The organism is Anabaena sp. FACHB-83 (genome assembly GCF_014697485.1).
GTDB lineage: Bacteria > Cyanobacteriota > Cyanobacteriia > Cyanobacteriales > Nostocaceae > Nostoc_B.
The window spans coordinates 190,417-211,162 of sequence record NZ_JACJRY010000004.1 but is presented as its reverse complement, the minus strand read 5'-3'; the positions used below and the strand labels follow the sequence as shown (position 1 = coordinate 211,162).

Here is a 20,746-nt window from a genome sequence, read left to right as displayed (position 1 = left end):
TGTAGCTTGATTAACGAAAAGATGCTGTTTCAGCCACAAAATTAAATTACATATATGTAGTTAAAATTTATGATAAATAAATCACACTTTAACAGTAGTCTAAATATTCAAAACTGGGGAACCTTTGATGTTTCTAATTATGGAGATTTATTATTTCCCCTCATACTAGACTCTGAACTAAAAAAGCGTATTTCTGGGATAGACATTACACTTTATTCACCCAAAGGAGGGCAATTTGAACCTGAATTAAATAGAACAGTAAAACGGATTATTAGGATAGAAGAAGAAGGTTTTTTTAATCAAATATTAAACTATAGAGGAATTATTTTAGGGGGAGGCGATATCATACGGTTTGATGATGCTGCTATGGTACCTATTTATGAAATTTCTCAAGAACTAGCAGAACAAGAACGATCATATCGTGTCTTTATAGAAGATTTAGCAAAGCTATCTCAATTTATTCCTGTAATTTGGAATGCAGTGGGGATACCTTTTGAATTTGACGAGAAGCAATCTTCATTAGTAAGAAGAAGTATTGACAAAATAACTTACATAAGCGTAAGAGATGATTTGTGTAAACAGAAATTAATTGAGGCTGGAATCAATAAGGAAATTCATGTGGTTCCAGATACTGCTTTTTTGATTTCTCGTTATTATCCTAAAAGTATCCTTGAAGATACACATAAAAGACTTATTCAAACTAAGCAATTTCCAGGTTTTGGTAAGGTTCTGTGTCTTCAAGTTAGCTATGCTAGTATACAGAATATTGAAGAACTAATAACAGCAATTAACAGTATAATTTTAACAAAACCCGAATTAGAAATTGTATTTCTACCTATTGGCTTATGCCATAACGATCAATTAATTTTGCGAAAATTACAGGAAGGTATTACAAAAAGAACATTTTTATTAGAGGGTAATATAGATATAAAAATGATAGCATCTGTTATTGCTCATTCCGATTATTTTGCAGGTACTAGTTTGCATGGTAATATAACTGCATATTCTTATGGAATTCCTAACTTATTACTGAACTTTTCTAATTTAGAAAAACTCAAGGGTGTGGCGATGATTATGTGTATTGAAAATATTATCATCACTACACCTAAAATATTAAAAAGTTCATTACTTAATTTGATTCAACAGCAAAAACAAGACAATAGTAATTTATCAAGAATTTTCACAAAAATCGACAAACATTTTGATAGAGTTGCAGAAATTTTACAAACTTCGCCAAAACTTATTTTAGACATCAGTGAAGCAATTCAATATGTAGATGATGCTAGTAAAGCCGCACGGTTTTATATTACAAATGCAACAATAAAAAGCCAAAATAAACAGATAGAAGAATTAAAACACGAGATACAAGAAATCAACAGACGATTAGAGCGATCGCATTCTCAACTGCAACATACACATTACGAGTTAGAGCGATCGCAAATCGTGATTGCAGCAATGGAAAGTAGTAAATTTTGGCAGATGCGAACAGTGTGGTTTAATTTTAGACGTGCTATTGGTTTCGTAAATCCCAATGTTTCTTTCCGTCAAAGTTTATTCTCAAGGGTAAAATATCTGTTGACTATTTTTCGAGTCAAGGGATTGAGTTACTTATTTTATAAAATATTCAAAAAAATATTCTTCAATTTCAACTATACACTAAACCCTGTTTTAGCATTGCCAGGTGTTCCTCATGCTAATGATATTGACTATCAGAGGTGGTTGAACATAAACTACCCTACTCAAGATGCTTTAAAAAAGATGCCTTCACAGGTAGATTTATTAACTTACAAGCCTCTCATTAGCATTGTTATGCCTGTTTTTAATACACCTGCAAATTTTTTGCGGGAAGCTATTGATTCCGTCTTAAATCAGGCTTATCCATATTGGGAGTTGTGTATTGCTGATGATGCTTCCACAGATAATCAAATCAGACAAATTCTTGAAGATTACTCATCAAAAGACTCTCGGATAAAAGTTGTCTTTAGAAATGAAAACGGTCATATTTCGCGTTGTTCTAACTCAGCTTTAGAGCTTGCTAGTGGTGAATTCATCAGTTTACTTGATCATGATGATATTCTAACTCCTGATGCCCTATATGAAGTTGCTCTGTTGCTCAATCAGCATCCAGACGCAGATATGATTTATTCTGATGAAGATAAAATGGCTGAAAATGGGAACCTTCAAGATCCATTCTTTAAACCAGATTGGTGTCCTGACTCATTTTTATCTCGAATGTATACCTGTCATCTAGCCACTTACCGACGAGAATTAGTAGAAAAAATTGGTGGTTTTAGAATAGGTTATGAAGGCAGCCAAGATTATGATTTGGTTTTGAGGTTAACAGAAAAAACAACGCGAATTTTTCACATACCCAAAATACTATACCACTGGAGAATTCATCCCCAATCTGCTGCAAGCAAAGCTGATCAAAAGCCTTATGCTGTCATAGCAGCAGAAAAAGCACTAGCAGATGCGCTTGTTAGACGAGGTGAAGATGGACGAGTTACAGAAGCTAAAAGCCTTGCAGAACATCACATAATCCGATACACAATTAAAGACTATAAACTTGTCAGTATTATTATCCCTACAAGAGATTTGGGTAATACTTTAGACAAGTGTCTAACATCTATTTTTGAAAAAACAACTTACCCAAATTACGAAATTATCCTTATCGACAATGGTAGCCAGGAAGAAAATACGTTTAGAATTTTTTCTAAATGGCAACAAAAAGAACCCAACAGGTTCCAATGCCATCGTCTAGATATTCCTTTTAACTACCCCAAAATCAATAACTATGCTGTAAATCAAACCAAGGGAGATTACTTACTGTTTTTGAACAATGACATTGAAGTAATTACTCCTGACTGGATAGATGCAATGGTTGAACAAGCTCAAAGACCGTCTATAGGAGCTGTTGGAGCCTTACTTTTATATCCTGATGATACCATTCAACATGCTGGCGTAGTTATAGGTATTGGTGGAGTGGCCGGGCATAGTCATAAAAATTATCCCAGTGATTCACCAGGATACTTTGATCAAATCGCAACTGTAAATAATTATTCGGCTTTGACAGCAGCTTGTTTAATGTGCCGACGAGAAGTTTTTGAAGCAGTAGAAGGTTTTGAAGAAAAACTTGCAGTTGCGTTTAATGACGTTGACCTATGTTTAAAAATTGTTGAAAAAGGTTACAGAAACATCTATTTGCCACACGTTATGTTATATCACTATGAATCTAAAAGCCGAGGTTACGAAGATACACCCGAAAAGCAAGCAAGGTTTCTCAAAGAAACAGAGTATATGCAAAACAAGTGGAAAAAGTTTATTGACTACGATCCCTGTTATAGTATTAACTTGACATCTAAACACGAAGATTACAGCCTTAAACTAGAATAAGTAACATAATGAATTTAGATTTTATTGCTAATATAAGCTTTTTAAATAGCTTATATTTTTTACTTAAAGAAGTAGCTAAAAACTTCTATGAATCTTAACTAATTTTTCAATATATATGACTGAAATTTGAGTAGAAAATTAAATTATATGAAATCAGAGAAACTTCTTAGAATAGCATCTATTATTATATGTATATATATATTCCTTGCCTTTCTTAACTTACCTTCAGGAATAAGAATAGGGCTTGACCCGTCTTGGCAATATGCAATTAGTCGTGCTGCTTTAAATAAACTTTATTTTGGAAAAGATATTATATTTACCTATGGGCCATTGGGTTATTTAATTCATGGTGCTGTACTTGAAAAAAACTTTTATCCGATATTAATATTTCGTATAGCTGTTGAATTAATAACCTTTTGTGTCAGTATTGCAACAATTAAAATTCAAAAAAGCAACCTCGACAAATGCTTACTGTCTACTAGTATATTTTTAGCTTACTTATTTGGTTTATCCATTGATTACAAGATAATCTTTGCATTCATAATGGTTTTGTCCTGGAACAATATTATTAACAAAAATAATATTAGAATATGTGCTTTGGGGCTTGGCTCATTATCAGGATTATGTTTACTTACCAAGTTTAACATTGGAGTTTGTACATTAGGAATAACGATTTTGATACTTTTATCCGAGGTCTGGAAAAGTTTCAAAGTTCAATCATATCTATCACAAAGTTTATTTGCTGTTCTAGATGCTATCATAGCAGCATTAACTGTTTCTTTATTATTATTGAACCCAAATTTAGTAGGCAATTTTAGATTGCTTACTGTATGCGTATTTTCTGCCACATTTTTAGGAATTCTATCTTGGTTATTTCAAACAAAAGTAATTTATAAAATAAATCAATCTAATTTATCAGAAAAAGTAATTTATAAAAAAATTGACTTTAAAAATACTTTTTATTTAACATATACATTGGGTATTTTTATAACCAGTATTTATATATCTCCTCAGTTACTAGATTATTTCAGGGGTTCGTTTGAAATTTCTTCTGGCTATTCTAGTGCCATGAGTATAGTTGGCTCGGCTTGGGAGGTAGGATTTGCGATTTTAGGGATTTTAATAATACTTATACTACTAATTCAAATTATACGTCAAAGTCAAGAATACTTAGGTCTGAGTTTGGCTTTAGCTTTTACTTTATGGATGAGTTTTAAACATGGCTATGTGCGCCAAGATGGACATGTTTACATTTTTATACAATCCTTCCTCATAATAGCTGCTATAAGTATCACCAAATTAAGCAATAAGTTTAAAACTTTTAGAAAAATCACATTAATTTATTCAGGAATAATTATTTCTATATATTGTTTTGCAACATCTCCTTTTGGCAATTCTAATGCAAATATCGGCGTAAAAATAGTTAACGATTTTAAACCAATTAATGTTATTAACAAAGTATTAGCTTTAACAAAAACAGAAAATCTACGTCATAACATCAATACAAATAGTAGTTTAGAACTAGCAAAGGTTAAATTCTCTGAAGAGTTATTACAAGTAATCAATAATCAAACAGTAGATATTATACCTTGGGAAATTTCACTCGTTGAATCAAATAATCTTAAATGGAAATCAAGACCTATATTTCAGTCTTACTCTGCCTATACTAAATTCCTTGACACAGCTAACTTTAATAGTATATCAAGTCAGACACCTAGCTACATCATATATGGTTTTAATACTATTGATAACAGACATCCTTTTTTTGATGAGCCATCTACCTTCTCTTACATAGCTTGCAATTATAAATTATCATCTAAATTTAATGAATTGATCAGTTTAAATACATCGGAAGTATCTAATTTGCTATTGCTTGAAAAACGGGATAAAAATATATGCTTATCATCTGTAGAGAGTCAAGAATTAACAATAAAATGGAATGAATCTACGAATATTTCAGACTCATCTCATTTAGTGCGAGCATCTGTAAAATTCAACTACTCATTTTTAGGAAAAATATACAAAATGATATTTAGATCGCCTCCTGTAAAAATTGATATTCTTTTCAAAAATGCTAGTAGCCATTCTTTCAGAATAATTCCAGAAAATTCTGAAAATGGTATAATCATTAGTCACTTACCGTTAAATGATATTCAAGCTCTTTCATTCTTTAAGGGGAAATGGAACCAGCGAGTGAGATCCTTTAAGTTTTCGGCTGTTAATCCTTTTTTGTATAAACAAGATATTCAAATAAAAATGGATACTTATCAAGTAGATCCATCTATTCAAATTAAAGATAAATCTCTTGATATAACTAACCTGAAAGGAATCAAGTTTCTACAAGAACCCACTGAAGAATATATCGGTTCATTGGACTCTCCCGAAGTTAGCTTTAAAAGAGGAGAAGAAATATATTTATATGGATGGATAGTATCTAAGAGCAATCCTCAACAGGCAGTTTCAATTCTTATAACATATAGCGATGCAAATATTCCTCTAGCAATGACTAAAACAAGTTGGGATAGATACGATGTTGGAGAATTTTATAAAAATCCAAACTATAATCAATCAGGTTGGTCAATATCTTTAGACTCAGATAATATCCCTAAAGATAATCATGTTGTTAAAATTTGGATTTACGATCCCGTGAATAAAGTTGCTAGACGATTTCAAAACCAACAAGACTTAAAACTAAATTATCTTTAATAAATGGCAATTATATTTTGAATTAATATTTTAGTATTTAAGATCTGATTATTTCAGGCTTGTATTTAAGGGGTGAAATCTATTTATGTTCAAAAAATTTTTTTCCTTAAAGATTTTAAAGTTCCTGCTAGGTGGTGGTTTAGCTGCGGCACTAAATTTAGCGTTAATTTTTTTACTAATTGAAAAGTTCAACTTTAATACTCCTTTATTACGAAATATTGCTAATGTATTTTCAATAGAAATTTCTCTGGTATTTAGTTTCTTCATATATAGAATTTGGGTTTGGACTGGCGGAATCTGGAATTTTAAAGAAGTATTTTTACGACAACTTCCTCTTTATCATGTTTCTGCTGGTGTAGCGGTGATTGCTCGAATTTTTCTGATATTCCCGCTTTTGGATTGGTTCGGTGTTAACTACGCTATCAATACTTTAATAGGTGTGCTTTTAAGTGCCTCTATTAATTATTTAATTAGTGATAGGTTTGTTTTTAAAAATCCATCTAAAAATAATAACCATCAATCACAAATAATAAACTCATCAGATACATATTATCCCGAATCCTTAGCTCCCGCTTTATCAGGAAATTCAAAAGTCAGGAAGGCTGAACCCCAAAAGTTATCAAAACCTATCAATACTTTATCACTAGTAATTCCAGCTTATAACGAAGAAGATTGTATAGTTCAAACTGTTAATACTATTAGTCAATTCCTGGAACAGGAAAATATAGATTATGAAATTTTAGTTGTGAACGATAACAGTAAGGATAAGACTGAAGAATTATTGCAGCAAATGAATTCTGAAAATATTAGACTGCGATATATAAATAATTATTATCCTAATGGTTTTGGTTTTGCAGTGCGCTGTGGGTTGGAAAATTTTACAGGTGATGCTGTAGCAGTAGTTATGGCAGATAGTTCAGATGCACCAGAAGATATAGTATCTTACTACCATAAACTCCAAGAAGGTTACGATTGTGTTTTTGGTTCTCGCTTTATTAAGGGCGGTAAAGTAATTGACTATCCTAGCCATAAATTATTTATAAATCGTTTAGCAAATTTGTTTGTTCAAATATTATTTGGTCTTAACTTCAATGATACAACTAATGCCTTTAAAATTTATCGCAAAGAGGTGATAGAAGGAATTTCACCATTAATATCTCACCATTTTAACTTAACAGTAGAACTACCTCTTAAGGCAATTGTTAGGGGGTATTCTTATACAACTATTCCTATAACTTGGCGCAACAGAACTACTGGAGTTTCTAAGCTAAAACTCAAAGAAATGGGCAGTCGATATTTGTTTATAGTTCTGTATATTTGGTTAGAAAAGCATTTATCTCGTGGTGATTATCATCTTAATCATAAAAAAACTGTTGTTAAATCAAAGGCTTAAAATAAATGTCAGACAGGATTTTAATTTTAGGAGGAGCAGGTTTTGTTGGTAGTTCTTTGGCAATTAGTTTAAAAAAGCAAAATCCTCAGTGGAAAGTTATATGTTTTGATAATTTACGCAGACGGGGTTCAGAATTAAACCTTCCTCGATTCAAACAATTGGGTATTGAGTTTATTCATGGGGATATTCGTTCGGCTAGCGATTTAGAACCCACAAATTTTCAGGTCGGTACTATTATTGACTGTTCTGCTGAACCTTCCGTACTAGCAGGATTTTCCTCTCCGCAATATGTCTTACAAACGAATTTAGTAGGAACTATCAATGTTTTAGAACTAGCTAGACAAATTCAAGCTAGGTTATTATTTTTATCCACTAGCCGTATTTATCCTATTGAAAAACTGAAGTCACTTAATTTAATAGAATTGGCAACCCGCTTCAACATTGCATCGCAACAAACAATACCTGGAGTGTCTGAATTTGGGATTGCAGAAGAATTCACACTCCAAGGCCACCGCTCTTTATATGGTACAACTAAACTTGCTTCGGAAATGTTGATTGAAGAGTATAGACAGGCTTATGGTATTCAGGCAATAGTTAACCGTTGTGGCGTAATTACAGGACCTTGGCAAATGGGTAAAGTTGATCAAGGTGTTTTTGTGTTGTGGCTGGCTGCACACTATTTTGAAAAATCTTTAAGTTATATAGGCTATGGCGGTACAGGTAAACAAGTTAGAGATTTATTACATATTGATGATTTATTAACCTTGATTGATTACCAATTAGAAAATTTCTCGGACTTAGACGGAGATGTTTTAAATGTTGGTGGAGGTGTAGAAAACAGCTTGTCTTTGTTAGAGACTACTAAACTATGCGAAGCAATTACTGGTAAATCTATTTTGATCAAATCAGAAGCAACAGCTAGACAAGGTGACATACCTATATATATTACAGATGCTTCTAAAATAATGGCTAAGACTGGATGGAGAGCAATTAGGAATCCAGAACAAACTCTGCAAGATATTTATAGTTGGATTCTTGAGAATGAAACAATTCTCAAACCCATTTTATCTTAAGATGTTTATTATAATTTGACTTGAATCAATATACTATGCCTACGGTTGTAATTACTGGTTCCTCTGGTCTGATTGGTTCGGAATCTGTTCACTTTTTTGCCCAACATGGTTTTCATGTTGTAGGTATTGATAATAATATGCGGGCAGTATTTTTTGGTGAATCTGCTTCTACAGACTGGAATCGTCGCATCTTGGAAGATAAATATGGTAATAACTATCGTCACTATGATATTGATATTCGAGATCGCTCCGCAGTAGAAAACCTGTTTCAAGAACATTCTTCTGATATTGCTCTGATTATCCATACAGCAGCACAACCATCGCATGACTGGGCTGCTAAAGATCCACATACAGATTTTACAGTCAATGCTAATGGTACTTTGGTACTACTAGAAGCTACTCGGCAATATTGCCCAGAAGCAACTTTTATATTTACTTCAACCAACAAAGTTTATGGCGATACTCCTAATTATTTGCCATTACAAGAATTAGAAAATCGCTGGGAAATTGCAGCAGATCATCAGTATTTGGAAGGAATTGATGAATCAATGTCAATTGATAATTCTAAACATTCCTTATTTGGTGTTTCTAAAGTTGCAGCAGATGTATTAGTTCAAGAATATGGCAAATACTTTGGGATGAAGACTGCTAGCTTTAGAGGCGGTTGTCTAACTGGCCCTAATCATTCTGGCGCTCAGTTACATGGGTTTCTAGCGTACTTAATGAAATGTACTATTTCTAATGAAACTTACACAATATTTGGCTACAAAGGTAAACAGGTCAGAGATAATATTCACAGTTATGATTTAGTAAACGCTTTTTACCACTTTTATCAAAATCCTCAGTGTGGAGAGGTATACAATATCGGTGGTTCTCGGCATAGTAATTGCTCTATGTTAGAAGCAATCTCAATTTGTGAGAATATCGTAGGCAAAAAGTTGCAATATACTTATACAGAACAGAATCGCTCTGGTGATCACATTTGGTATATTTCAGATGTGAGAAAATTTCGCCTTCACTATCCAAACTGGGAATACAAGTATAACCTTGAACAGATATTAGAAGAAATTTATTATGCTCAGGTATCTCGAAAAGCCAGTTAATTTTAAGTGATAAAATAATCACATCAAAACATCCTCTTACCCAAAATCCGTGAAGGACACCGATACAACAATACCTGAGATATTACTAATAGAACCGCAAGTATTCTCCGACTCACGCGGCTTTTTTTTTGAATCGTATAACCAGCAAAAATTTACTGATAAACTTGATCATCCTTTTAACTTTGTGCAGGATAACCATTCTTTTTCTAAAAAAAATGTGTTACGCGGACTTCATTACCAAATAATCCAACCACAAGGTAAATTAGTGCGGGCTATTGTTGGTAGTATTTTTGATGTAGCTGTAGATGTTCGCAAAAGTTCACCTACCTTTGGACAATGGGTAGGATATGAACTCAGCGCCGAAAATAAACGCCAATTGTGGATACCACCAGGCTTTGCTCATGGTTTTTTGGTACTTTCGGAAGTGGCGGAGGTGCTTTACAAAACTACAGATTACTATGCACCCCAAGGCGATCGCACTATTCTATGGAATGATCCAGATTTAGCTATAGACTGGCCTATCCAAGAACCACCAATATTATCAGCTAAAGATAGCAACGGTCAGGCATTTAAAAGTGCAGAAATCTATGAATGATTCAATCTGACTGCTGGGTGCCAACTATAAAGGAGGTCAATAACTACACAAATCTCGCTCCAAAAGACAAAATCATGACTCTTGCATAGCCTGATATAGACCTACTTGACTCAACGCACTGTTGCAAAAGCTATTTTTGAGGTCATCCATGAAAATAGCTTGAGGATAAAACATGAATAAGTATAGGCAAAGTAAATGATGGAGCAATACAAAATAGCAGCTTACATAACAGCTTATGAAGATTCAACAGCAGTAAAAAATTGTATTAATGCAATTTTTAATCAATCTATAGCTGTTGATAAGCTACTAATAGTAGATAACTCCATACAACAACCTTTACTTCATCTTGCAAATCAAGAAAATATTATCGTCAAGTTTCATCCCGAAAATATAGGAATTGGTGCAGGACTAACTTTGGCAATTAAATGGGCAATTGAGGAAGAATATGATTTTTTATGGGCTTTTGATCAGGATAGTGTAGCCCATGAAGATTGTTTAATTAGACTTATAAGTGTTTACAAAACTCTTACTAAGTCTGATTATTTAATTGGGATACTTGCGCCAGCCGCATTTGATCAGAGAAGTAATAAAAGCGTTGATGGAGCAATATTTGATCAATATCACTTTCTTGCTTATAAACCTTTAAGTGAGGAGAAATATTATGAATGCGATTCACCTATTACTTCTGGTTCATTAATCGTTTTGAATGCAGCCAAAACAATCAGTTATCCTCGTGCAGATTTATTCATTGATGGTGTTGACCTTGATTATGGCTTGCGACTAAAACAACAAGGTTTCCATAATCTGATTGTCCCTCAAGCCATCATGTATCACAATTTTGGTAATCCTATTAAAATAAATTTTCTCCAAAAAGAGCGTTACATACAAAAATACTCAGCTTTACGGCACTATTATATCTGTCGTAACCATACTTACTTAGAAACTCGTTATGCTCAAGGCTATTATCGTTTAATAAGTGTCCTATGGCGGATAAAATATATGCTGAGTACTATGTTTTGGATTATGTTTTATGATTTAGAGCATAAATATCTCAAACTCTGGGCTTGTCTATTGGGAACTTATCATGGTTTAAAAGGTCAGCTTGGGAAAACTTGGTCATGATTTAATATGGTTGAGATTTTGCAGGATAGCAACGGTCAGGCATTTAAAAGTGCAGAAGTCTATGAATGATTCAATCTTACTGCTGGGTAGTAACGGTCAAGTCGGTCAAGAACTACAAAAAATCTTGACCCTGCAACACAAAATCATCGCCTCTGCACGCCCTGAAATAGACCTGACTCAACCTGATAGCCTACGCCAAATCATCAGAGATATCCAACCAAAAATTATTATTAACGCTGCGGCTTACACTGCTGTAGATAAAGCCGAAACTGAACCGGAACTAGCTACAGCCGTAAATGCAACAGCAGCCGAAATCATCGCCCAAGAAACTAAAAAACTGGGTTCGTTTTTAATTCATATTTCTACTGATTACGTTTTTGATGGTCAACAAAGTCAGCCATACAAAGAAACTGATGCAACTAACCCATTAAATACTTACGGGAAAACTAAACTTGCAGGAGAAATAGCCATTACTCAAACAACTCTCCATCACATTATTCTCCGCACAGCTTGGGTTTATGGCAGTTTTGGTAAAAGTAACTTTGTCAAAACAATGCTGCGGCTGGGTAAAGAACGACCAGAAATCAAGGTAGTCACAGACCAAATTGGTAGTCCTACCTGGGCGCGAGATATCGCTGGGGTTATCGCCCAAATCATCCCCCAGTTAACACCAGAAATTGCTGGCACTTACCACTACACCAACAGTGGCGTAATTAGCTGGTACGATTTTGCTGTGGCGATTTTAGAAGAAGCCCAACAATTAGGCTTTCCTCTCACAGTACAGAACATTGTCCCCATTGCCACCGCCGAATACCCCACCTTAGCTCGTCGCCCTGCTTATGCTGTGCTGGCTTGTGGGAAAATATCACAAGTTCTAGGAACTCACCCACCTTATTGGCGACACAGCCTGAGACTCATGCTCAAAGAATGGCTCTCTAAATCTTGATCATTATGAAAGCACTAATTCTCTCTGGCGGTAAAGGTACACGTCTACGCCCACTCACCTATACAGGCGCAAAACAACTTGTTCCAGTTGCCAATAAGCCAATTCTATGGTACGGAATTGAAGAAATGGTGGCGGCTGGGATTACTGATATTGGAATTATCATCAGCCCAGAAACCGGGAAAGAAGTACAAAACAAAACCGGAGATGGGGAACTGTTTGGAGCGAAGATTACCTACATTTTACAAGACCAGCCAGCCGGGTTAGCTCATGCTGTAGCGATCGCTCGTCCTTTTTTAGCAGATTCACCCTTTATTATGTATCTGGGCGATAACCTGATTCAGCAAGGGGACTTAAGTGATTTTCTCGAAAAATTTACTCAACAACAACCAGATGCGTTAATTCTTTTACGTGAAGTTGTTAATCCTAGTGCTTTTGGTGTAGCTAAGGTTGATGACACAGGCAAAGTCTTACAATTAATTGAAAAGCCGAAAATTCCCCCATCAAATTTAGCCCTAGTAGGTGTTTATTTCTTTTCCCCCATTATTCATCAGGCCATTTCTTTGATTCAGCCTTCCCAACGAGGCGAGTTAGAAATTACTGATGCTATTCAATGTTTAATCAATCAGCAAAAACAAGTTTTAGCCTGCAATTTAGATGGTTGGTGGCTAGACACGGGGAAAAAAGATGATTTATTAGAAGCGAACCGTTTAATTCTAGATACTTATTTAACGACATCTAATTTAGGTGAAGTGGATGAGAAAAGCCAAATTATTGGGCGAGTACAAATAGGCGCTAATTCACAAATTATCAATTCTACAATTCGCGGCCCAGTGATTATTGGTAGCAATTGTTATTTAGAAAATTGCTTTATTGGCCCTTATAGTAGCATTGCTAATAAGACCACCCTCATCGACACTGATTTAGAACATAGTGTAATTTTAGAAGGTGCGAAAATTGCTGGAATTGACCAGAGGATTATTGATAGCGTTATTGGTCAACGTGCAGAATTAACTATTGCTCCCCGCCGTCCTAAAGCTTTACGCTTTTTGATTGGTGATGATTGTCACATTGAACTGACATGATTTACTTTTTAACAGTTAACTATTACTCGACTAATTTGTTAACTAAATTAATTAATTCCTTACCCTCCAGTAATCAGATTAATTATAAATTCATCATTGTCAATAATTCTCCAGATGATTCTGAGATTAGTAACCTAAAACATGAATTTGTACAGATTATTCATGCTGAAACTAATATCGGTTTTGGTCAGGCTTGTAACTTAGGCATAAAATATATTTACCAAGAAAACAAGCAAGCAATTATTTGGATAATTAACCCTGATGCTTATTTACCAGAAAATTCTTTAGCACAAGCCAAAATATTTTTTGATTCTCATTCTGAATTATCAATTATTGGCTCTATTATTTATACACCTATTGGTGAAGTCTGGTTTGGTGGTGGTAACTTCACTCCTACTACGGGTGCTATTCTCAGCCAAGACTTGTTAACCAATACAGATAAAGATTATATTACTTGCGATTGGGTTTCTGGCTGTAGTTTAATTATTAATTTAGGCAATTTCTCAGAAATACCTTTATTTGATCCAGAATACTTTCTTTATTATGAAGACTTTGATTTTTGTAGACGCTATGCCCAACAAGGGTATTTGATAGCAGTCACAAAAAAAATTAGTGTCATTCATCAGCCTTCTTCCATTACTAATCGCAATATTTTCCTGAAAATTAAATACAGCACATACAGCTATTTATTAACATTAGAGAAATATACAAATACAGCAGTACGAATCGTTAGATTAACTCGACTGATTTTGTATGCTTTCCTTTTATTACCTATTAAACCACAAATGGCACTAGGAAAAATTAATGGTGTGTTAATCTATTTAAGGCGATATCTGCCTCAAAGCTAGTGTTATTGTTAAAAGTGGGTCTTGTACAGCAATGCTTAAATGAATAAGAAAGAAAGTTACTTATCCAATCAAATAATTATTAACTTATCGATACTTTTAGCTAAACCAACAGGCATCAGTAACTATGCCCAAAATCTTTTTCCTTATTTAAAATTCCTAAATCCAACCTTATTAACTGCCTACAATTATCCTGAGTTTAGTTGTTATTCTGTACCCAATAATCTTACTCCTGCTGATGGGACAATGGGGCATTTTCGCCGTTTAGTATGGACGCAATTACAGTTACCGAAGATTTATCAAAAGTTGGCATCGCAACTGTTATTTTCGCCTTTACCAGAAGCACCTCTATATAGTAACTGTCGTTTTGTCGTGATGTCTCACGATTTAATCCCGTTGCGTTTTCCTAAACGCTTTTCGCCACTAACACCATATCATCGTTATTATGTTCCGCAAGTTTTGAAGCAAGCACAGCATATTGTATGTAATTCTCAAGCTACGGCTGATGATATTGTTAGTTTTTACAAAATTCCAGCTAGTAAAATTACGCCTATTTCCTTAGCGCACGATCGCACTCATTTTCGCCATCTCAATCTACCAACTCGCAATTACTTTCTCTACATTGGTAGGCAAGACCCTTATAAAAATTTACAACGCCTGATTAGTGCTTTTGCCGCACTCCCAAATCATCAAGATTATGAATTATGGTTAGCAGGGCCAAATGATCCACGTTACACCCCAATTGTGCAATTGCAAGTTGAGGAATTAGGTATCACTCATCAAGTCAAGTTTCTCAATTATGTAGATTATCAAGAATTACCAATCATTATTAACGGTGCGATCGCACTTGTGTTTCCTAGTCTGTGGGAAGGCTTTGGTTTCCCGGTTCTCGAAGCAATGGCTTGCGGTACACCAGTCATCACCTCGAACCTTTCTTCTTTACCTGAAGTGGCTGGAGATGCAGCAATTTTAGTTAATCCCTACAAAATTACAGAAATTACTGAGGCGATGCAATCGATTGCGACAAGTTCAGAATTGCGATCGCATCTTTCAACTCAAGGTATCGCCAGAGCAAATTTATTTAGTTGGGAAAAAACTGGTAATGCAACGGCTGAAGTTTTAGCACGTTATTTGTGAAAATTAGGGGGTGGGGGGTAATAATACTTTGAGCTTATTCTTGAACAACTTCCACCAGTTCCTCAATCATCACATCAAAAGTCCTGGCTAACTTTTGAATGGCGGTAAAATCTACAGTTGCTAATCCTGGCGATCGCGCGTAAGTCCTGAGAGTGCTGTACACTACACCAGAACGGTCTGAGACTTCTTTCAGTGTCCAGCCTTTCTCCGCAGCAAACTCTCGAATCTTGAGGCGAATCATTCCCATAAGTTACTTGACAACTGACTGATATAAATCTTTTAATAATTATACTCTATAAAAAGACCGCCTTCCGGCCTGGAAAACTGAAAGGCGATCGCATTGTTTACAAAAAGCATACCGTAAACACCGATAGGGTTCATTCTACCGAAGTTACAGATATTTTCATGGTATCATCACTTAAGTCCAGGACACTTGTCATCCGTGCATCAAAAATTGTTCATAAATCTTTATGTATTAATTCACTAGCAAGATTTGTGACTGAAGAAGCAATTTGTCTGATGTTTCGCATTGGCTTTGGTGATATACATACAATCGAATGCTGGAGGTATGTAGTTTACATCCATGCAAAGGGTGTGAGTAGGTTTGTGAGTTATGCTGATTTTCCGCCGATTTTGGGCGTAGAACCACCGACACCTGTTGAGTTTGTTAAATGGCGTAGGCGGTGGCGTAAACAACATGACTATGCCTACAGAAAGCACGCGCCTGAATGGTGGACAGAATTTTTTATCAATGAGTTTTGGCAAGCTCTTTCTGAACAGAACTTACAAAGTTGGGGTGAGTTAATCGCTTTAATTAAATTTGCCTTTACAGAAGAAACTTTGCAGGAACTCAGAAAGAGTTATCGCTTAGAAAAATCATTATTAAGCTGATTTATATTTCAAGTAAACATATTTGGTTGAAATAGTCATTAGTTATTTGTATTGCCAAATGACAAATAACTAATGACTATTTCAGACTTGTTGAAGCTGCTCTTGTTAAGGTACAGGAAAGAATAATTAACCGCAGATAAACGCGGATGCACGCAGCGAAAAGTTTGCGCGTCCGGGTTTCCCGGCGCAAAACTTTTCAAGACAGATGGAAACAGATAAATTTGTACCTTAGTAGACTAGGAAACGCGAAAACAGCTATTCAGCAGTTTTATTTGCTGCACGATGAGCGCGTGCTTCGGCTGAAGCCATAACTTCATCAAGATTTTCGAGAATTTCGCCAGGGAAATTTTCTAAAATTCTTGTAGAAATTGCAACTCTACCTTTGCCTTCATCCAAGTCAATAATCACAGCTTTAATTGTTTGACCGACTTGAAAAACTTTTTCGAGAGATTCAATAAATTTTTGGCTGACTTGCTTAATATGTAGCAAGGCACTCGTCCCATTTAAATCAACAAACACTCCGAATGGTTTAATGCCAGTTATCTTACCTTCAACTAGCTGACCAATTTCTAACAAACTGAAATTACTCGAACGAGTGGCTAAACGTTGAGAAAGAATAAGTTTTTTATTGTTGCGGTCTACTTCCAAAAAGCCAGCCGTTAAAGTTTTACCTTTCAGTGCTTCTAAGTTATCACGTTCGGTTAAATGCGATCGCGGAATAAACCCGCGCAAAGATTGAAAATCAACGGTGACACCACCTTTATTTACACCTGTTACCCGAACTTCTACCGTCTGGGAATTTTCTTGCATTTGTACGACTTTTTCCCAGATATGTTGAATTTCTAACTGTCGGCGAGAAAGAGTTACTTGACCTTCGGCATCTTGTTCTCGGATAATCAAAAACTCTAATTCTTCATGTAAAGGCAGTACCTCCGATAAATCGGTAACAGCTCTCAAAGAAGCCTCATCGCGGGGAATATAAGCCGACGACTTGCCACCAATATCAACATAAGCACCATCGGGGTCAAGCTGGAACACTTTACCGTGAACCACCTGGCCTTTTTGAAACTGGTAGTCGTGTTTTTCTAGTGCTTGAGCAAAATCGTCCATTGTAAACGACGAATTGGCTTTTTGAGAAAGTTTCGATTCGGAATTCATGACTAATGAAAATTAATTGTTATTTAGCTATGACCACTGAATTTTGAGGTGGGTCATTTGTCCTTGGTGATTACCAATGAACAATGACCAAGGACAAATGACGTTCAGTTCAATTGACTAAACAATTGTTGTACCTCAATCCAAGCATCAGCAGCAGCTGTTGGATTATAACTGGCACGACGATCGCAAAAAAATCCGTGGTCAGCTCCATCGTAGCGGAAGACACGATGAGGAATTTTGTATTTTTCTAACTCTGCTTCAATTTCTTCGGTTTGTTCTCTGGGAATGCTGGGATCTTCCATCCCAAAAAAGGCGTAGAGTGTGCCGGGAATTTCTGGAGTCCGCGTTAAAGTAGCCGCGCCACCTCCCGGTGTGCTATTAGTAATCCTCGCGCCGTAAAAAGATGCCGTAGCTTTGATATCCGGGAGAGTAGCCGCTAGGTAAGCTACATGACCGCCAAAACAAAAACCAATAGAACCAATGGCGTTTTGTTTGACTTGCGGCAAAGTTTTGAGATAATCAATGGCTGATTGAATATCGCTGAGTAATTGTGATGCTGTGGCTTGCTCCCAAGCGTATTTTCTGCCAACTTCAATATCTTGTGGAGTGTAACCCGTTTCAAAACCGGGAGCGAACCGATCAAACAATGCCGGTGCGATCGCAACATACCCTAACTTGGCAATTCGCTCGGTCACATCTCGAATATGACTATTAACACCAAAAATTTCTTGTAAAACTACAATTCCAGGGTAAGTACCGGGTTCTTGAGGTTGCGCCAAGTAAGCCGAAATTTGCAGATTATTTGGTGAAAGCTTCACCCAGGAAGTGCTAATTGCTAGTTCTGACATAGTTATTTCTCCGAATGCTCTACAGTTATTGGATTTAACTATGCCAGTATGTTTAAGCTATTCCTAGCAATTAATCAACTGCTCGGTAAATATCAACCAATAATCCCAAATCCTCAAGGTTTATTGTGGAGTCAGCAACTTGAGCTATACTTGGGAGTCCATCAAGAAACATTAAGGTTTTATACTCCTGAAGAGCAACTAGTTCCGACACCCGAAGAAGTTGCACAACAGGAGTTAGAACGTGCAGAACAACAAGCTCATTTCGCCGAACAAGCCAGAGAACTTGCTGAACAATCAAAACAACGTAGCGATCGCCTAGCCGCAAAACTGCGAGAATTAAATATCGATCCAGACGCTATTTAGCAGCTACTAATCTTCCGGTAGCACCCATTTTGGCGGTTCTGTCATCTTTTTACGCAGACGCTCTTCCGCCATAGCCAGCATTTCGTCTAAAGAAGTCTCTTTGATGAATTGTGAGGCTGCTTCTCTAAACTCGATATTGGGGCATTTATCCCCTAAAATACAACCATTGACGCAGGCTTGGGCGCAGTTAATTTTAGGTTCCACAGTCGATTCCTCTCGAAATTAGGGCGTTTTCCTACCCACAAGATAAATTTTACCTGTTGACTTTAAAAGTATTGAGTGCTGAGTTACCAAAATTGAGAATAGGAGCTAGAGGTTAGAGGCTAGTACAACAAGGCAAAAGTCAAAAGTCAAAAGGAAAAAGAAAGAATAGTGATACCACAAGCCTTTTAGCAATTTCTTATGGTCTTTTTATTTACGCCGCACTGTACTAGGGGCTAGAGGTTAAGGCTGACAGGTTTAGGTAGAAAAATAAAAGGTAAAAGGGTGAACTTTGATTTTGGTCATCCTTTTACCTTTTTTATATACCTGATGCTTATTTTATGTTAGCCCTTGCGTCCCTCACTGCGGCAATAAAAAATAATCCTGTTAGTGGAATACTTAATCCTAAGATAATTGCAGTGGTTTCAAAGCCTAAATCTGGCTGTCCATAACTGAGTTCAAACACCGAACCAACGGCGGCGATCGCTGTTATGCAAGACGCACCGAGAAATAAACCGCTTTTTGGAGTTAAATACACTACTAGTCCCCTATGCTACTGGTTTCACGGCTTGATACGAGAAGCCATTTTTAGATAACTCCTGTGCCAAAGTCAAGGAATTTTCTACACGGTCAACAAATACCACACCGTTGAGGTGATCCATCTCGTGTTGAATGCAGCGTCCTAGTAAGTCCCCAGCTTTTAATGTCTTGGGACGGCCATATTCATCTTTGTAAGCAATTTCCACCACTTCAGGACGCTTTACGTCCATATAAATATTCGGAATACTCAAACAGCCTTCTTGAGCAACGCAGATGTCTTTGCTGACTTGTTTTATTACGGGATTAATTAATACCAGTGGCGGATTTGCGGGGTTATCTGGTTCGCAGTCAATTACGATCAGTTGTTTATTAATGCCTACCTGGGGTGCAGCCAAACCAATGCCATCACTGCTGTACATAGTTTGCAACATTTCGCGTACCAGTTGACGCAGTTCGTCATCAATTTTGGTAATACGTTTGGCTGGTTGACGCAACGCGCGATCGCCCAGATAGTGCAGCTTCAGTGGCGGATTTTTTAACTTTTTTTTCTCAACAGCAATTTCAGAGGGCATGATTATTTCAATGGCTCAATTGTGCAAATTCCAACTAACTTAATTCTATCAATCTGAGTTAGACCTCATGGTGATGCAGCAGAATTCAGAATTATCTGGAGTTGATGGGCGATCACATTTTAGCGAGATAGCTGTGCAAGTCTTTCTGCAAGCCATACCTTAATAATTGATTGACGAGTAACACCCAATCGTTTCGCTTCATAATCTAATGCTTCAATCATCCAGGTTGGAAAATCAACGTTGACTCTTTTCTGTTCATGACCAGGACGCTTGGCTTGGGAAAGGTCTAAAAATTCGGTGATGTCTTCATCCTGATCAAATTTGGCATCAAATTCTGTTGCTTTCATAAATTGCTACCTCTTCTTGTCGTGATCGTCGGACTGAAATAATCCGTACTCTGTTCTCTCGATAGGTAATGATGGCTGACCAGCACTTTTGAGCGATTTTACCGATGACCAGAAATCTTGGTTCGTCTTCTATCCGCGCCGGAATTTCAACTCGATCAGGATCAGCCCAGAGTTCTTGTGCCTCTAGAAAGTTAATTCCGTGCTTTGCTAGGTTTGATTGGCTTTTAGAGTCGTCAAATTCAAATTCCACACCACTCAAAAGGTATAATTTTCATACCTTTATTATACTAATAAAGAGGCAAATTCCCACTTATTCCCAAAAAGCGATCGCACTGGGAATTACTGAGCGTATTTTCGCGTTGAAAAACTAGACAACGACTAGACAGCATTTATAGCTGATTGGTGAAAGAAAGTTGTACATTGCCATCAAG

The 20,746-nt window shown here is 36.1% G+C and carries 21 protein-coding genes; 13 read left to right on the top strand and 8 right to left on the bottom strand.

Annotated elements, in window-relative coordinates; genetic code table 11:
• Positions 1-69 precede the first annotated feature (69 nt).
• The 11 genes from H6G79_RS06880 to H6G79_RS06830 all read left to right on the top strand — a co-directional run bounded on the left by H6G79_RS06880 (position 70) and on the right by H6G79_RS06830 (position 15,395).
• On the top strand, positions 70-3,393 hold the full coding sequence (locus H6G79_RS06880; RefSeq protein ID WP_190590455.1) for a glycosyltransferase: 3,324 nt from the start codon (positions 70-72) through the stop codon (positions 3,391-3,393).
• A gap of 147 nt (positions 3,394-3,540) precedes the next feature.
• Positions 3,541-6,099, top strand: a complete 2,559-nt coding sequence (locus H6G79_RS06875; RefSeq protein ID WP_190590456.1) for a hypothetical protein — start codon at positions 3,541-3,543, stop codon at positions 6,097-6,099.
• A gap of 85 nt (positions 6,100-6,184) precedes the next feature.
• On the top strand, positions 6,185-7,492 hold the full coding sequence (locus H6G79_RS06870) for a glycosyltransferase (RefSeq protein WP_190590457.1): 1,308 nt from the start codon (positions 6,185-6,187) through the stop codon (positions 7,490-7,492).
• Between the two features lie 5 nt (positions 7,493-7,497).
• Positions 7,498-8,565, top strand: coding sequence for an NAD-dependent epimerase/dehydratase family protein (locus H6G79_RS06865; protein WP_190590458.1), 1,068 nt, complete (start codon positions 7,498-7,500; stop codon positions 8,563-8,565).
• 35 nt (positions 8,566-8,600) lie between these two features.
• Positions 8,601-9,668, top strand: coding sequence for an NAD-dependent epimerase/dehydratase family protein (locus tag H6G79_RS06860; protein WP_190590459.1), 1,068 nt, complete (start codon positions 8,601-8,603; stop codon positions 9,666-9,668).
• A 49-nt stretch (positions 9,669-9,717) separates the two neighbouring features.
• Positions 9,718-10,263 (top strand): dTDP-4-dehydrorhamnose 3,5-epimerase, encoded by a 546-nt coding sequence (rfbC, locus tag H6G79_RS06855; protein WP_190590460.1) that lies wholly within the window; start codon positions 9,718-9,720, stop codon positions 10,261-10,263.
• Between the two features lie 195 nt (positions 10,264-10,458).
• Positions 10,459-11,385, top strand: a complete 927-nt coding sequence (locus H6G79_RS06850) for a glycosyltransferase family 2 protein (RefSeq protein WP_190590461.1) — start codon at positions 10,459-10,461, stop codon at positions 11,383-11,385.
• Between the two features lie 61 nt (positions 11,386-11,446).
• Entirely contained in the window at positions 11,447-12,331 is an 885-nt protein-coding gene (rfbD, locus tag H6G79_RS06845) for a dTDP-4-dehydrorhamnose reductase (RefSeq protein WP_190590462.1), read from the top strand.
• A gap of 5 nt (positions 12,332-12,336) precedes the next feature.
• A complete protein-coding gene (locus H6G79_RS06840) occupies positions 12,337-13,413 on the top strand; it encodes a glucose-1-phosphate thymidylyltransferase (protein ID WP_190590463.1) in 1,077 nt (358 codons plus the stop codon).
• Entirely contained in the window at positions 13,410-14,261 is an 852-nt protein-coding gene (locus H6G79_RS06835) for a glycosyltransferase (protein ID WP_190590464.1), read from the top strand. Before H6G79_RS06840 ends, H6G79_RS06835 begins: the two co-directional genes overlap by 4 nt.
• A 39-nt stretch (positions 14,262-14,300) precedes the next feature.
• Complete coding sequence (locus tag H6G79_RS06830) at positions 14,301-15,395, top strand: glycosyltransferase family 1 protein (protein WP_190590465.1); 1,095 nt, start codon at positions 14,301-14,303, stop codon at positions 15,393-15,395.
• A gap of 34 nt (positions 15,396-15,429) precedes the next feature.
• On the opposite strand, the gene H6G79_RS06825 is transcribed toward H6G79_RS06830, so the two are convergent.
• A complete protein-coding gene (locus H6G79_RS06825; protein ID WP_062293164.1) occupies positions 15,430-15,642 on the bottom strand; it encodes a helix-turn-helix domain-containing protein in 213 nt (70 codons plus the stop codon).
• Positions 15,643-15,800: 158 nt separating this feature from the next.
• Between H6G79_RS06825 and H6G79_RS06820 the strand changes: the two genes are divergently transcribed.
• Positions 15,801-16,286, top strand: coding sequence for a hypothetical protein (locus H6G79_RS06820; protein WP_190590466.1), 486 nt, complete (start codon positions 15,801-15,803; stop codon positions 16,284-16,286).
• Positions 16,287-16,541: 255 nt separating this feature from the next.
• Here the strand turns inward: H6G79_RS06820 and H6G79_RS06815 are convergent, their stop codons facing one another.
• Positions 16,542-17,444, bottom strand: coding sequence for a S1 RNA-binding domain-containing protein (locus tag H6G79_RS06815; RefSeq protein WP_190590467.1), 903 nt, complete (start codon positions 17,442-17,444; stop codon positions 16,542-16,544).
• 104 nt (positions 17,445-17,548) lie between these two features.
• Positions 17,549-18,292 carry a dienelactone hydrolase family protein gene (locus H6G79_RS06810; RefSeq protein ID WP_190590468.1) on the bottom strand — a complete coding sequence of 248 codons (744 nt, stop codon included), beginning with the start codon at positions 18,290-18,292 and terminating at the stop codon, positions 17,549-17,551.
• Between the two features lie 48 nt (positions 18,293-18,340).
• Between H6G79_RS06810 and H6G79_RS06805 the strand changes: the two genes are divergently transcribed.
• Positions 18,341-18,655, top strand: coding sequence for a hypothetical protein (locus tag H6G79_RS06805; protein WP_313933887.1), 315 nt, complete (start codon positions 18,341-18,343; stop codon positions 18,653-18,655).
• Positions 18,656-18,661: 6 nt separating this feature from the next.
• Here the strand turns inward: H6G79_RS06805 and H6G79_RS06800 are convergent, their stop codons facing one another.
• The 5 genes from H6G79_RS06800 to H6G79_RS06780 form a co-directional block, all read right to left on the bottom strand.
• Positions 18,662-18,859, bottom strand: a complete 198-nt coding sequence (locus H6G79_RS06800; RefSeq protein ID WP_190590469.1) for a hypothetical protein — start codon at positions 18,857-18,859, stop codon at positions 18,662-18,664.
• A 331-nt stretch (positions 18,860-19,190) separates the two neighbouring features.
• A complete protein-coding gene (locus tag H6G79_RS06795; protein ID WP_062293148.1) occupies positions 19,191-19,394 on the bottom strand; it encodes a hypothetical protein in 204 nt (67 codons plus the stop codon).
• 10 nt (positions 19,395-19,404) lie between these two features.
• Positions 19,405-19,968, bottom strand: a complete 564-nt coding sequence (gene def, locus H6G79_RS06790) for a peptide deformylase (RefSeq protein WP_190590470.1) — start codon at positions 19,966-19,968, stop codon at positions 19,405-19,407.
• Between the two features lie 119 nt (positions 19,969-20,087).
• A complete protein-coding gene (gene brnA / locus H6G79_RS06785; RefSeq protein WP_190590471.1) occupies positions 20,088-20,315 on the bottom strand; it encodes a type II toxin-antitoxin system BrnA family antitoxin in 228 nt (75 codons plus the stop codon).
• Complete coding sequence (locus tag H6G79_RS06780) at positions 20,296-20,565, bottom strand: BrnT family toxin (protein WP_190590472.1); 270 nt, start codon at positions 20,563-20,565, stop codon at positions 20,296-20,298. The genes brnA and H6G79_RS06780 overlap by 20 nt, the downstream gene beginning before the upstream one ends.
• Between the last annotated feature and the right edge of the window lie 181 nt (positions 20,566-20,746).

Coding starts and splice junctions, on each gene's coding strand:
- H6G79_RS06880 (WP_190590455.1), top strand. CDS start 70: ATGATAAATAAATCACACTTTAACAGTAGTCTAAATATTCAAAACTGG.
- H6G79_RS06875 (WP_190590456.1), top strand. CDS start 3,541: ATGAAATCAGAGAAACTTCTTAGAATAGCATCTATTATTATATGTATA.
- H6G79_RS06870 (WP_190590457.1), top strand. CDS start 6,185: ATGTTCAAAAAATTTTTTTCCTTAAAGATTTTAAAGTTCCTGCTAGGT.
- H6G79_RS06865 (WP_190590458.1), top strand. CDS start 7,498: ATGTCAGACAGGATTTTAATTTTAGGAGGAGCAGGTTTTGTTGGTAGT.
- H6G79_RS06860 (WP_190590459.1), top strand. CDS start 8,601: ATGCCTACGGTTGTAATTACTGGTTCCTCTGGTCTGATTGGTTCGGAA.
- H6G79_RS06850 (WP_190590461.1), top strand. CDS start 10,459: ATGATGGAGCAATACAAAATAGCAGCTTACATAACAGCTTATGAAGAT.
- rfbD (WP_190590462.1), top strand. CDS start 11,447: ATGAATGATTCAATCTTACTGCTGGGTAGTAACGGTCAAGTCGGTCAA.
- H6G79_RS06840 (WP_190590463.1), top strand. CDS start 12,337: ATGAAAGCACTAATTCTCTCTGGCGGTAAAGGTACACGTCTACGCCCA.
- H6G79_RS06835 (WP_190590464.1), top strand. CDS start 13,410: ATGATTTACTTTTTAACAGTTAACTATTACTCGACTAATTTGTTAACT.
- H6G79_RS06830 (WP_190590465.1), top strand. CDS start 14,301: ATGAATAAGAAAGAAAGTTACTTATCCAATCAAATAATTATTAACTTA.
- H6G79_RS06825 (WP_062293164.1), bottom strand. CDS start 15,642: ATGGGAATGATTCGCCTCAAGATTCGAGAGTTTGCTGCGGAGAAAGGC.
- H6G79_RS06820 (WP_190590466.1), top strand. CDS start 15,801: ATGGTATCATCACTTAAGTCCAGGACACTTGTCATCCGTGCATCAAAA.
- H6G79_RS06815 (WP_190590467.1), bottom strand. CDS start 17,444: ATGAATTCCGAATCGAAACTTTCTCAAAAAGCCAATTCGTCGTTTACA.
- H6G79_RS06810 (WP_190590468.1), bottom strand. CDS start 18,292: ATGTCAGAACTAGCAATTAGCACTTCCTGGGTGAAGCTTTCACCAAAT.
- H6G79_RS06805 (WP_313933887.1), top strand. CDS start 18,341: ATGTTTAAGCTATTCCTAGCAATTAATCAACTGCTCGGTAAATATCAA.
- def (WP_190590470.1), bottom strand. CDS start 19,968: ATGCCCTCTGAAATTGCTGTTGAGAAAAAAAAGTTAAAAAATCCGCCA.
- brnA (WP_190590471.1), bottom strand. CDS start 20,315: ATGAAAGCAACAGAATTTGATGCCAAATTTGATCAGGATGAAGACATC.